General features: G+C 36.7%; 15 protein-coding genes. 3 read left to right on the top strand and 12 right to left on the bottom strand.

Annotation, left to right across the window (positions count from 1 at the left end; genetic code table 11):
- Positions 1-62 precede the first annotated feature (62 nt).
- Positions 63-497 (top strand): Hsp20/alpha crystallin family protein, encoded by a 435-nt coding sequence (locus MW695_RS11100; RefSeq protein WP_247105384.1) that lies wholly within the window; start codon positions 63-65, stop codon positions 495-497.
- 13 nt (positions 498-510) lie between these two features.
- The gene (locus tag MW695_RS11095; RefSeq protein ID WP_247105383.1) at positions 511-834 is read left to right on the top strand and encodes a YppG family protein; all 324 of its coding nucleotides are present in this window, start codon (positions 511-513) and stop codon (positions 832-834) included.
- Between the two features lie 116 nt (positions 835-950).
- On the opposite strand, the gene MW695_RS11090 is transcribed toward MW695_RS11095, so the two are convergent.
- From MW695_RS11090 to metA, 5 genes are all read right to left on the bottom strand, one after another.
- Positions 951-1,259: an iron-sulfur cluster biosynthesis family protein gene (locus tag MW695_RS11090; protein ID WP_247105382.1), complete on the bottom strand. Its 309-nt coding sequence runs from the start codon at positions 1,257-1,259 to the stop codon at positions 951-953.
- Between the two features lie 21 nt (positions 1,260-1,280).
- Positions 1,281-2,453: an MFS transporter gene (locus tag MW695_RS11085; RefSeq protein ID WP_247105381.1), complete on the bottom strand. Its 1,173-nt coding sequence runs from the start codon at positions 2,451-2,453 to the stop codon at positions 1,281-1,283.
- Positions 2,454-2,612: 159 nt separating this feature from the next.
- Entirely contained in the window at positions 2,613-3,830 is a 1,218-nt protein-coding gene (locus tag MW695_RS11080; RefSeq protein WP_247105380.1) for an EAL domain-containing protein, read from the bottom strand.
- Positions 3,831-3,886: 56 nt separating this feature from the next.
- On the bottom strand, positions 3,887-4,777 hold the full coding sequence (locus tag MW695_RS11075; RefSeq protein ID WP_247105379.1) for an alpha/beta hydrolase: 891 nt from the start codon (positions 4,775-4,777) through the stop codon (positions 3,887-3,889).
- Between the two features lie 125 nt (positions 4,778-4,902).
- Positions 4,903-5,817, bottom strand: coding sequence for a homoserine O-acetyltransferase MetA (metA, locus tag MW695_RS11070; protein WP_247105378.1), 915 nt, complete (start codon positions 5,815-5,817; stop codon positions 4,903-4,905).
- A 164-nt stretch (positions 5,818-5,981) separates the two neighbouring features.
- On the opposite strand from metA, the gene MW695_RS11065 reads away from it, so the two are divergent.
- Positions 5,982-6,641 (top strand): reverse transcriptase-like protein, encoded by a 660-nt coding sequence (locus MW695_RS11065; RefSeq protein ID WP_247105377.1) that lies wholly within the window; start codon positions 5,982-5,984, stop codon positions 6,639-6,641.
- A 33-nt stretch (positions 6,642-6,674) separates the two neighbouring features.
- Here the strand turns inward: MW695_RS11065 and nadE are convergent, their stop codons facing one another.
- From nadE to MW695_RS11030, 7 genes are all read right to left on the bottom strand, one after another.
- Positions 6,675-7,502, bottom strand: a complete 828-nt coding sequence (gene nadE, locus MW695_RS11060) for an ammonia-dependent NAD(+) synthetase (RefSeq protein ID WP_247105376.1) — start codon at positions 7,500-7,502, stop codon at positions 6,675-6,677.
- The gene (locus tag MW695_RS11055; protein ID WP_247105375.1) at positions 7,471-7,815 is read right to left on the bottom strand and encodes a hypothetical protein; all 345 of its coding nucleotides are present in this window, start codon (positions 7,813-7,815) and stop codon (positions 7,471-7,473) included. Before MW695_RS11055 ends, nadE begins: the two co-directional genes overlap by 32 nt.
- A gap of 125 nt (positions 7,816-7,940) precedes the next feature.
- A complete protein-coding gene (tlp, locus tag MW695_RS11050) occupies positions 7,941-8,174 on the bottom strand; it encodes a small acid-soluble spore protein Tlp (protein ID WP_247105374.1) in 234 nt (77 codons plus the stop codon).
- A 93-nt stretch (positions 8,175-8,267) separates the two neighbouring features.
- The gene (locus MW695_RS11045; protein WP_247105373.1) at positions 8,268-8,684 is read right to left on the bottom strand and encodes an acyl-CoA thioesterase; all 417 of its coding nucleotides are present in this window, start codon (positions 8,682-8,684) and stop codon (positions 8,268-8,270) included.
- A 20-nt stretch (positions 8,685-8,704) separates the two neighbouring features.
- A complete protein-coding gene (locus MW695_RS11040) occupies positions 8,705-10,996 on the bottom strand; it encodes an AAA family ATPase (RefSeq protein ID WP_247105372.1) in 2,292 nt (763 codons plus the stop codon).
- A gap of 134 nt (positions 10,997-11,130) precedes the next feature.
- Positions 11,131-12,726, bottom strand: a complete 1,596-nt coding sequence (locus MW695_RS11035; RefSeq protein ID WP_247105371.1) for a copper resistance D family protein — start codon at positions 12,724-12,726, stop codon at positions 11,131-11,133.
- Complete coding sequence (locus MW695_RS11030; RefSeq protein WP_247105370.1) at positions 12,727-13,305, bottom strand: copper resistance CopC family protein; 579 nt, start codon at positions 13,303-13,305, stop codon at positions 12,727-12,729.
- Positions 13,306-13,377: the final 72 nt, after the last annotated feature.

Genomic DNA, 13,377 nt, shown 5'->3' with positions numbered 1-13,377 from the left:
ACCTTTCGTAAAATGACACATACATATAAAAGTAGCTACTACTCAACAATGAGGTGAACACCATGTCTGAAAATCATCCTTGGATCAAGAAGCTTCCACAAGGATACCAAGACTTTTTACAATCAATTGATGACTTTTTCCAACAAACCTCCTCTACTTTGCCAGATCACTCTATATTTCAACCAACATTTCCCGTTTATATATCTGAAGAAAATCAACAATGGCGTGCGGATGTTGAATTACCCGGTGTAAAGAAAAATCAAATTAACTTAGACATATACAACCAATCGATTCGGATTCAAGTAATTGAACAAGAACAAACCGTGATCAATGATGAGCAAGCCGGTCGTACCGAACAGTATGCAACTAAGAGTGTACGTGAACGCATTCTTTATGTTCCATTCACATTTCACGAAAAGGATGTAAAAGCATCCTATCAGAACGGTCTACTTACTATCAAAATCCCACACAATCGAAAACAAATTACGATTGAATAGGAGGAATACTTGTATGTTTCATATGAAATCACCTTATTACGAGCAGCAACCTAGACCTTATCACCCTGTTAATCATCCCTTCCCACAGCATATGACAAACGGACGGGTACCATTTCAACATAGACGACAACCTTTTCAACAGCCCTATCATCAACATATACAGCACCAGCCAAGCTCTTCACCCAAAAAACCGTCGTTCGTAAAATCGATATTTATGAATGAGGAAGGTAAGTTTGATATGAACCGTACCGTTCAAACCGTTGATCAAGTGGTCAAGACCGTCAACCAAGTGAGTCCGATTATCAAGCAAGTCAGCGGTCTCTTTCTAAAGAAGTAACGAAATAAACGAAAGTGCACGGAAAAAGTTTGATTTTCAACTTTTTTGGTGTCATCAAACAAACCACCTACGTTAGTAAAAAACTTTTCGTAGGTGGTGTTATAAAAAGAAGTACTTCACACTGATTTTAACGATAAACCATATGCTAATGTTTGATTTGTATTGACCATTTTCAAGCCTTGAGAAGGGACATAATCAACCTTAATATAGTTCCCAATTTCATCTATCGCCTTCGTATTATAAATAAAAGGAAGACCCTTTAAAGAAACTTCAAGATCATCTTCACTTTTTTTATCTAACACAATATCATAGGCAACCATCGTACTGCACTCAAATGTATCGTAAGCACGTACTCGAATTTTTTTACCTTCTAACGACGTTTGTTTGAAAAAGTCAACTGCAGATGGTGTTACTTGTATATCCAACAACAAAACCCCCTTATATCGTTATGAAACTATTTCTTTATTGATTTCTACGCTAGCATCATAAAACCGTTTAAATACAATTAATGAGCAAGTTCCAAATAATGCACTAATGGACATGAAGACGTAAAGCTGATTCATTGACGTTATATCAATGAGGTGTCCACCTAATAGCGAGCCAATAATACCAGAAAGCCCAAAGACAATTGTAATGAATAAAACGTGTCCAGTCGCTTGTAAATGCTTCGGAATCAAGAAGTTTACAAATTGGAATGCAGTTAAATACAGTAAACCAAAGGTAACACCATGTAATGCTTGAAGTGGTAGTAATATCCACGGCTCACTCAGTAAGCTTAACATAAACCAGCGACACGCATAAATAAAACCTGCAATGATGACAAAGGTTAATGGTGACCACTTTCTAAACCAATAGGCACTTGTAGCAAAAACGATCGCTTCTGTTGAGACTCCAATAAACCACGCCCAGCCAATCATCGCCTCTGGCCCACCAAGTTCAACAATGTACAAACCTAAATACGTATCATTTGCACGGTGAGTAACCGAAATGAAGAGAACACAGCCTAAAAACAGCAGAAGGGCAGGGTTCATGCTTAACTTAAAAGCATCAATGACTGTAACGGGTTTGTTCGTTTGCGGAGCATCTTGAATGTTTAAAACAAAGAAAAACGATATAATAGCCATTGTCAACATTGGGTACATAATATTTTCAACACCAACGATGCTTAATAAATAGCCCGTAAGTAAAGAAGTAATTCCAAACCCTAACGAACCCCACATGCGAATTCGACCAAAGCTAATTCGTTGTACATGGGCCGTTTGCTGTGCCAAAGAGTCACCTAATGCTGTTGTCGGTGAAATAAAAAGAAAAAGAACAAACATTAAAACCATAAAACCTAAAAAAGAATCAATAAACAGAAACATTATAGACGATATAATTACACCTATAATAGCAACAAGAAGCATCCGTTTAATGCTTTTATATTTATCACTCATATATCCCCAAAACGGTTGGGCTATAATAGTCGCTAAAGGACCAATGGCCATTAATAATCCAACCTGAGAACTAGATAAACCCTCCGCTTGAAAATAAACCGGAATATAACCAACAATAATCGTCATCGTGGAATGAATAAAGAATAAATAGGCCATTAAACGATGCGCTGATTTCTCATGCAAAAAAAACTCTCCCCTCTTACCAAGACACAAAAAAAGTAACTTTTTTTGTGTCCATCCTCTTACCCACAGCAACTCAAGCCTTTTTCATTTGAATGGACTTTTTTAGATTCTGTCTTACTCACAAAAAAGAAAGAGCCGACCTTAGGTTACAAGGACTGACTACAACAACCCTTCCTGTTCAAATAAATAGTCATAAGGGATATCTAAAAATAAATACAAATCGCCTGAAATTGGAAAGGAATACGTCCTTATCCGTTCATCTCGTTCTATATCCGTATACAAATCTGATAATATACCTTTTTTCTCAATACTCATACGAACAATATTTTCCAAAAAGTATGGCCGCCAGCTCCAGTTTTTGTAGCGCCCTTCTTCTATTAGTCCCCATGCATTCTCCTTATCTTTTTCTGCGTTCGATGACTGTTGGAACCCTTCAGCATCACATATGTAAAGACGGAATGCGTATCGGTCACACTCTTTCGCTGCTTTCATTAACATTTCATCAAATGTATCTTTTGTTGTCATTAGTTTCAGAGATTCACGCAAAATATGGTTCAATTCATTTGTTAACGAAACTTGTGCTTCTATTTTTTTTCGCTCGAATGTCATGAAATGGGTAAAACTCTTTCTTAAGCGTACTGTACTACAATCTAAAGCTACGAGGGAAGTACGAGGGCGTTGAATAAACTCTCCTTGATAATAACGTCCCCCATTACGCCATGCATAATTCAATTGGTTGAAATTCGATATTCCTTCAAATAATAACGTAGCTCCTATTTTCCTTGAGAGCATCGACAATGTTTGATGAACTTCTCCAAACATATGAGGTAATTCCTCTTCATCAATAAATGAAACTTTTGCTTTTAAAACATTCGGCTTCAGCATGACAATATGATCAAGTCGGCTAGTCGATTGCCCAATCTCCGTAATAACAATTCGAAATCCTAAACTTTGCAAATAAAAAAAGAAGTGCTTATATTCATTAGCCTTATCAACTAATTCATCACTATGAAATTGCAAGGCAACCTGATTATAATTTAACCCTTGCTGTTCCAATTGCTCCATTCTTTTCAAAAAAGTTTCACCATTATCTTTAATTAGTAGTTCAATATCATATTGAAAATACATGATGGCCGATTGCTGCTCAGCTTGTAATTCTTTTAGCACAAGTCTATGAATATAATCGTGTAACTCCAATCGGTATTCATCAGGGATGTTAGAATCACGAAAAAACCAATCTAAAGGTATGAAATCCTTCCCATTCTGAAATTGAGGGATTACTTCATATCCAATCACTAATTGCTTATCCGCACTTACAACTGCTTGAAAGTAAGGAGTAATATTATCTTTATTCATGATAATATCTAATGGATCCATACAACTACCTCCTTGAAATACGGCAAACATAAACGATACTATAATTATAGCATACGTTATGATAAATCGCTTTTTTGCACAGTTTTCTCATTTTCAATAAATGTAAAAATAAGTTTTGTCACTTGATCTGGTTTCTCTTCTGGTACTAAATGACCCGTTTTCTTTATTGAAGTAAATACAGCATTAGGTAAGTCAACGCTTAATCTTCTTCCAATACGAATCGGAATAACTTGATCTTCCTCTCCCCATATGAGTAAAATTGGATGATCTATATGATTTAAATCTTCTCTTGAAAGGTCTCCTTCACGATGCCGCATTAAACCAAGTAATGCATCAAAAAATTGGGTTTCAGAGAATGGCCTCGTGTACTCTGTGATCGTTTCTTGGTCAATCAGCTTTTTGTTATACACAACTTGCAGCAATGATTGTTTATAATCCTTTCCTTCAATCCAGCGTCTCATAACAGATTTAGCAAACGGTAAATATGAGGCATACACGAGTGGCTTTCGCACCCTTTTTAAATAACCCGAGCTAGACATAAGAATCATTTTCGAGACCAAATTGGGCTCTTGTAGAGCAGTATATAAAGCGACCTGTCCCCCCATAGAATGACCAACTAGCATCACATTCGTTAATCGAAATAAGTGACAGAAGGAAATAATGACATTAGCATAGTTATGAAATGAATATTCAAAGTCTTTTCGTTTACCACTTCGGCCAAAGCCAGGTAGATCAATCGCGTAGACGTCATAATGTTTTTGTAAGATCGGTATGATTTTTCGAAAGCAATAACACGATGAAACAAACCCATGAATTAAAATGAGCGTTCCTTTTGAATCACCTTTCGCTTCACCAAATTGATAATAAACGTCCGTTTCATTAAGAAACACTGTTGATTGAATGACTTCTTTCTCCACTTGTACACCCCATTTCATACTTACCACCATTCACCTATATCCTAGTTTGCCTAAAACAAAAGGAACGTATGCTTTTGACTCTTTATTCTCATTCAAGCAGAATTGAAGGATGGAATAAATCATCTGGCAACCGTTCCTTTAAAATATAGGTTCCATTATTCACCATTTAAATCAAATGGCGTTTCTTGATACACGTAATAATTAAGCCAATTCGAAAACAGTAAATTGGAATGAGCACGCCACCGTAATCGAGGGAGCTTTTCACTATCATTGTTAGGGAAGTAATTTTCAGGCACATGGATGTCTAAACCCTTTTGACGATCTCGCTCATATTCATCTCTTAACGTACATACATCATACTCTGAGTGACCTGTTACAAAAATTTGCTTACCATTCTTTGACGCGACAATATATACTCCTGCTTTATCAGATAAGCTTAATATATCTAAATCTGGAACCTTCTCAATATCTTCTTTTCTCACGTCAGTATGTCTTGAATGAGGTGCCAAAAATTCATCATCAAACCCTCTAAGAAGCTTCACATTTTGCTTTTCAATCGAATGAGTGTATATACCAAATACTTTTTCGTTTAAATGATATTTTTGGACATCATAATGATAATATAAGCCTGCTTGCGCTCCCCAACATATATGAAGAGTTGACGTCACATTATTTTTACTCCAGTCCATTATCTTCGTCAATTCTTCCCAATAATTCACCTCTTCATATTCAAGCATCTCAACTGGAGCACCTGTAATAATCATACCGTCATACTTCTTCATCTTAATATCATCAAATGTCTTATAAAACGCTTGTAAATGTTCATGTGACGTATTTTTTGAGACATGAGTACTCGGAAATAAAAACGAAACCTCCACTTGAAGTGGTGTATTTCCTAATAAGCGAAGTAATTGTGTTTCCGTTGTTTCTTTTATCGGCATTAAATTTAATATGACAATTTTCAAGGGACGAATATCTTGACTATATGCGCGACTATCATTCATCACAAAAATATTCTCATTATTTAATATTTCTTTAGCTGGTAAATGATCTGGAATTTTAATTGGCATTGACACTTACTCCTTTAGCTTTACTTCATATGTATGAGTTGATTCAATTATTTTCATACTACTTACAATAAGACATAAATAAAAAATAGATTATTTCGATAATTCACCTTATCATGAAAGAGAAGATTATGCAATTCTTACCATCCTTAAAAGGAAGTGATAATATGAACGTAAAAATTGAATGGACATATCGTATGAAAAAAAAGAAATACCAATACATGATGACATCAGAGTGGTTGACGATTAAAGATGCTTATCATCTATTGATAGATCTTGAGCAATCAGGTCGAATGGTTTCTTATAAAGCAATTGATCAATACGATACTTCATGGACTTTGAAAGATTTCAAGAAATATTTACAACAGGAACAAACCATGCCACATACCGTTCAAGTATATATAGATGGAGGCTTCGATCCACATACAAAGAAAGCGGGAATTGGCTGGGTGATTTATTATGAGCAACATGGAAGCAGCTGGCGCCATCGCCAAAACGACCGATTAGAATTACTAGAGGACAACAATGAAGCGGAATATGCGGCTCTTTATCGCTGTCTCCAAACATGTGAATTCCTTACGATAACAAACCAAGCTATTGTGATCTATTCTGATTCTTTGACAGTCGTCAAACAAGCATCAGGTGAATGGCCTTGCTATGAAGAACATTTTCGTCAATGGTTAGACCGTACTGATGAGCTAGCTCAACAATTAGGAGTCCAGCTTGACTATGTTCTAGTTGAAAGAAACAAAAATAAAGAAGCCCATAAACTCGCTACACAAGCATTGAATGATATATTAATCGAAAGCAAGCAAGAACAAACCTAATGATCGGTTCATTCTTGCTCTGTTTTTCTACCTTTAAAATTTCCACCATTCATCATACACAGTTACTGGTAGCTGACGCTTGTGTTCTGTTTTTCTGTAACGTTCTTCAATTTGTTTCTTTATTGTTTCAGGCACTGACTTGCCTTCTAGATAGTCATCCAACTGATCATAACTCATTCCTAATGCCACTTCATCTGGTAATCCTGGCTTATCATCTTCCAAATCAGCAGTAGGTGCCTTTAAATATAAATGCTCAGGTGCTCCTAGCTCTTTTAACAATGCTTTTCCTTGTCGTTTATTTAAACCGAAAATAGGAGTAACATCACAAGCCCCATCACCGTGCTTTGTAAAAAAACCAGTAATCGCTTCAGCTGCATGATCGGTTCCTATGACAAGACATCCAAAATGCGCAGCCAAATCGTACTGAACTTTCATTCGCTCTCTTGCCTTCGTGTTTCCTTTATTAAAATCGGATAATGGCTCACCAGTTGCAAGTTCAAATGCTTCTATCGATGCGTCTACAGCAGCTTTTATATTAACCGTAATCGCCTTTGTCGGTCGGATAAAACGAATAGCATCTTGTGCATCCTCTTCATCTTGCTGAACACCATATGGTAATCTCGTCGCATAAAATGCATATTCCTTTGAAGCTTCCCGATTTAACTCATCAACAGCCATTTGAGCTAGCTTTCCAGTTAACGTGGAGTCTTGTCCTCCCGATATGCCTAAAACGAATCCATTTGCACCTGTATGTATTAAATAGTCCTTCAAAAACTTTACCCTTCTTTGAATTTCTTCCTTCGGTTCAATAGTTGGTTTTGTTTGTAAATCAGACATAACGATTTGTTGCTGAGTCGTCATTAATCTCATCCTTTCCATTCAATAATCGGTGTAGTTGATCAATCTGTCCTTCCTTCAAAAGAACGTCTTTCTGAACAGTTCCGACTAAATCAAAATGAGGGTATACATCTCTTTGATGAATCCATTCTTGCTTTAAACCATATTGCCTACCCCAGTCAATCAAAGCTTGTCTATTTGAGCAAGCGACTTTCGTTACCGTCGTACAATTCGGAAAACGGTCATCCAGCCAATAATGAGTCAAAAAAGCAATCTCACCGTTACTCGCTTTTTCTTTCCATTCCATTAATTTCGTACGTGAAATCCCCAAAGCCATTTTCTTCCCCTTTGATTTCTATTTATTTCAATAGTATAGCATAAGAGTAAGAATACTGTCTTATTTGAACAATAGAAAAAGCGTGTATCGCATTGTCTACGATACACGCCATAAAGGGTTATGAATTACTCATTTTTATATCCAGTTTGTCTAGCCCGCTTTTCATCTTCCATCTCTGCTTCAAATGCTTCAATGCTTTCTTCTCGACGTTCGTTTTTAGCGCGTACATCTTGTTTTTGTTCATTTGACATGTTCGTTTCAGCAATTGCCTCCTCAGCCGCTTCAATATTATGCTGAGTATTTCGTTTCATTTCTTGTAACTTTTCTACATTATCATTTCGGTTATCCGGCTTAGCCATTCCTTTCTCCCTCTTTCCTATGAGAATTTATTACACAATTAGTATGGAAAAAAGAGTAAAGATTATACGAAGGCCCATGAAAAAGTTGTGGTTTTATTTTTTCAGTTCTTCATACTTACTAAACCATTCGGGGAAAGCTTTCTTAAATGCAACAGGCTTGAAGTTTTCTTTCTTCACTACGATGTGTGTCGTTTGACCCTCAACACAAAGTTCTCCTTTTCCATTCACAATACTGTAGCCATAAATCGTTTTAATCCCATCATTCAATTCAATCCAAGTATGAACATAGGCCCGATCACCATAACGAATTGGCTTCTTGTATGTAGCTTGGACATCATATACTGGTGCAAAATATCCACTTTTCTCCATCTCTATATAACTATACCCCACCTCAGCTATGAGACTCGCTCGACCTAATTCAAAATACTTTAAATAGTTAGCATGATAAATGACACCCATCATATCTGTATCTGCATACAAAATTTGAATTTCCTTTTTAGAAATATACAAAAATATCGTCCTTCCTTTATTTAAATATCTTCTTCCGTAATAGTCATTAATGCTTCTTTCGTTAACAATTGTGACGCACTTAATCGAACGGATTGAGACTGAACCGCTTGTTTAAATCGATCTACCGCAAAGCGTGCTTGCCCCGTATGAGCCTCATCCAATAGAGCTCTCATTTTCTTTTTTGCTTCTTCTGTTAAGATATATCCAGCTTTTTTTGCGCTTTTTTCAACAATTTCCATTAATTCATTTGCTGTGTACGGATGAAAATGTACAGTTTTTTTGAAGCGTGAGCGAAGCCCTGGATTACTCTCAAGTAATTCGTTCATTTCTCGTTCATATCCAGCAATGATGACAACGAGATTTTCTTCATGCTCCGTCATCTCTTGAACGAGTGTTTGAATCACTTCTTTACCGTAGTCTCCTTGTCCACCACTTAACAGACTATACGCTTCATCGATAAATAACACTCCGCCTAATGCGTCTTTAATTTTTTCTTTCGTTTTCTCTGACGTTTGACCAACATAACCAGCAACTAGGTCAGCTCGACTAACGACAACTACATGACCTCGCTTTAATAAATCTAATTCATTTAATGCTTTAGAGAACAGCTTAGCTACTGTTGTCTTACCCGTTCCTGGTTCACCCGTAAAAACAGAATGTAGTTCGAGTGGTAGCGTTTGAAGCCCTTCTTCACGACGCCTTTGTTGGATACGGACGAACGAAGCGAGAGAATGAATTTCTTCCTTAACATGATCTAAACCAACCATATCATTCAGTTCATCTAACGCCCTTTTCTCCTCAGTTCGTTTCTCATCTGTTTGGAAATCTTCTGCATGAAGCAAAACAAAATCATCAGCTTCTGCAGATGGAATTGATACTTTCGCTCCTTTTTGAAAGATTGCTTCGAGAATGAATGATTTTGTCGTACGGGCATTTCCAAATGAGTCATCTACCTTCGCTTTTTCTAATCTCTTTTGCAACTCATACGTTGCTTGAGTTGTAAGAAGAAAATCATTTTCAACTGCAATCATCTCGCCAATTTCTAGCAGTTCATCTATCGTATAATCATCAATATGAATCATGTTATGTTCAGGAAAACGGCTTCTTAAACCTGGATTCGCTCGCAAAAAAGCTCTCATTTCTACTGGGTAACCGGCTAACACAACTGCAAATGACCCTGCCATTGGTCCTGTCATTGCTGCTACTATTGTATCTATTGCCGTTTGTCCATAATCATTAGCTGAAGCTCCTGATCGTTTTAAGCTGTATGCCTCATCAATAAATAAAACACCACCTTTTGCTTGTTCAATCAGCTTCATCGTCTGCTCTTCTGTTTGACCAACATAGGCACCCACTAGCTGAGAACGGTCGACCTCTAATACATCTGGTCTTTGCAACAGACCTAATTCATAATAAATTTTGGCGATTAAACGAGCAAGGTGTGTTTTACCAGTACCTGGATTACCGGTTAAAATCATATGTAGATTTAGTCCATCCTTCGATTGATACCCTTTCTTTATTCGTTCTTGCTGGTAATCTAAATATTGATAAAGCTTCTTAATTCGCTTCTTAACTTCTTCTAATCCAACCATTTTTTCCAATTCATTAATTGCAGTTATATGTTGTTCCTCATTAACGTTACTCATTAAATCATGCCACTTTTGACTAGTCGTTTCAATTTGCTTAATCATGTTCAATAGCTCACCATAAAGCTGGACAGAATGATAGATGCCTTGTAATGAATCCAAATACCTTTTTGTCGTTTTCTTAAGCCTATTAAGCATTTCTGCTAGTACATCAACTTGCTCCTTAATCATTCTTACTTGCTCTATACGTGAATCTTCAGAATGACTTATCATTCGATCCGAAATCTTATTCCATACGTTCTTAATGTCATGCAATTGATGCTCAAAGTCAGCAATCATTTTAAAGTAGCTACTGGCCGTCTCCTTCTTTGTTACACTATTATCTGTCTCTCGAATTGGTGGAAAGCGAGTTGGTATCGGTAATTTTTGCAGCATCGAGAAAAGCTGTTCAACGTACATCTCTAATACTTCTTGACTAGTCGGATCTATTTTATTCACATTTTCTAGCCATTCATTCGTCATTGCATCGACAAAACCGATACGCTCAAATCGAGACTTAGCTAACAATATGTACAATGTAGACAACATGTCGGATGGAAAATCATCATACTTCTCTGCTTGATTCATTAATTGCCATATGTCCGCTTCACGTAGATTCTCATTTCCCGATTGTAAACTCTGTATGATATGAATAATCTCTTCCTTTGACCCTTTCTCCCGTAGCAACTGTATCACCTACTTTGTTGTTGTATTATTTTGACTAATACGTGATTCCTCTAAAATCATTAAAACAGTTTTTATGTCATTTGTTAAGACAAATGCGCTGCCTGTATTGCTTATAGAAAAGAGTGCCTGCCTCCTTAATGGCAGTACACTCCTTCTTCCATAACATTACGTGCATATGTCTCAATTACTGTACCATCCACAGCTAAAAAGTCAATTGGATGTTGATCATCCCAAGTGTCATTCGTTGAAGTGACATTTAAAAAAACTTCATTTTCTAACTGAGCAATATACGATCCGCCTTCATAATGAATTTGAACACGTGCGACATCTTCCGGTTCTTGAATCATTCCAAATGTCACATACGTATAAGCAAAGTCATCATCATGCCAATTCCCACTCTGAACACGGAATGTTCGAATTTTTTGTTCTTCCTCTCTAACAGAAGTCCCTCCAATGGTTAACATCGCAACCGGAAGACGCTGATAACCGTCTTCAACTTTGACTAAACGTTCTACCACTAAATCATCGTCATTTACGGTGTAAACAACATAACGTTCATTTTCAACTTCCATTTCTTTAAGTACGGCCAACTCCGTCGACTCTTCGTAGTTTTGCATAAGTGCTTGTTTTAAAGTAGGATAAACCGTTTCATCAATCTGATTGTCTCCAACCTCAACGAACATCATAAAGCTAAAATAAACCCCGATCATTGCAATCACAAACGATATAACCGATCGATTGTTTGTTTGTTTTTTAAACAATTGATATAGACCATATAAAAATAATAGACAGCTTAATACAAGGATGATAATGGCGATGCTCGAAACAGTTAAATGAATTATCCCTATTTGAACTGCATCCCCTATAAAAAGCTGCATCAAAGGTGTAATAGATTCTGTTTGCAAGGTCCTCACTACTTCATGTGGAGGTGTCTGTTCAGTCATAATACCTGAAATGAGTAAAATAACAAAAGCTAGAACAGACTCGATTTTAAATGACTGTTTTGTTAAGCCGGTTTTCGTGATCTCCGCCTTCATCCCAAGCACTAGATGGTGGAAACCAAAAGCAAGCAATGGCAAGAAAATTAAATGCTTAATCAGTAACAGTTGACCATATGTTAGAAGCCACGATTGAACGTACTCCGGAACAATAGCCCCCATTAGCAGAAACCCTGAGAGGATAATCGCAGAAACTGAAAACGCCGCAGTAAGTGAATACCATTTTAAGAAAGACGAAGGAATTTTATCATCATCTGAAAACCACGAAACTACGGCTAATATGCCAATCCATATGGTAACAGCTAAGAAATGAATATAATTCCCCATAAATCCGCCCCAGCCTGCAATGGAAGCTGCATGAGACGACCAGCTAGCTACTCCAACAAGTAAAACCGCTAAAATAACTTGTTGCCAACCATTTTTTTTATTCTTCAATAGGATTAAGATGAAAACAATCATAATCGATAGGAACCACGCTTGACCTACTGAATATTCAAATAAAACGGTTTGAATACTTTCTAGCCAAGAAAGGCCAAATTGACTTGACAACACCCATACGACTCTACCTACAGGAACTGCTAACAGTAAAGGTGTAATAGATATAGAAATAAAATATACCTTATCTCCGACAATTTTGGGTCTTCGTTTTTGCGAAATCGCCTGTAAAATTGCATATCCGACTACAAATGATAAACAAACATACAAAAGCCAGTTTGCAATGGATTCAATCATTTATCGTCTCTTCTTTCTTAATAGAAAAATAATCGTTAGAATAATGATCACACTAACAATAACAATAGGTAAGACAACCGAATTTTGATCATCATCTCTATCATTTTCTTCTTCCATAATCTCTTCGCTTTCTTCAATCACTTGCCCTGTTTCAGCCTCATCCTCAACAGAAGGAGTTTGCTCTTCTGATATCTCTTCCAATTCCTCATCTATCTCTTCTTCTAACGGTGCATCAACGACGAATGAAAAAGATCCTTCCGTTGTATGAGTATCTTCACCTAAAGCTTGCCATTGCACTTCATACTCTCCCGATGGAAGCATGTCATCTAAGTAAATGGTTAGCACAGGACTTTCCACTTCTACGGTGCCTTCAACTTCACCTTCTTCACCAATAACGGTTGCTGTACTAACATTCTCAATTCCAGCATTAAATGTTAAGACAATTTCCTCCACTATTTCTACCTTCTCACCTTCACTTGGCTCTGACTCTTCTACGTACGAATGCCCAGATGCAATGGTTGGTAGTAGTAATATCACGCTGAGACAAATCAATGTTAGTACATAACTTTTTCTTTTCATTTTAAGCACTTCCTTACTTTATATTTCTTAAAATTTTCATTTGTTTACTATACAATTAGTTTTGTTACATAA

It is taken from the genome of Halalkalibacter sp. APA_J-10(15) (assembly GCF_023017105.1).
Taxonomy (GTDB): domain Bacteria; phylum Bacillota; class Bacilli; order Bacillales; family Bacillaceae_D; genus Halalkalibacter.
This window is presented reverse-complemented; position numbering and strand designations above follow the sequence as displayed.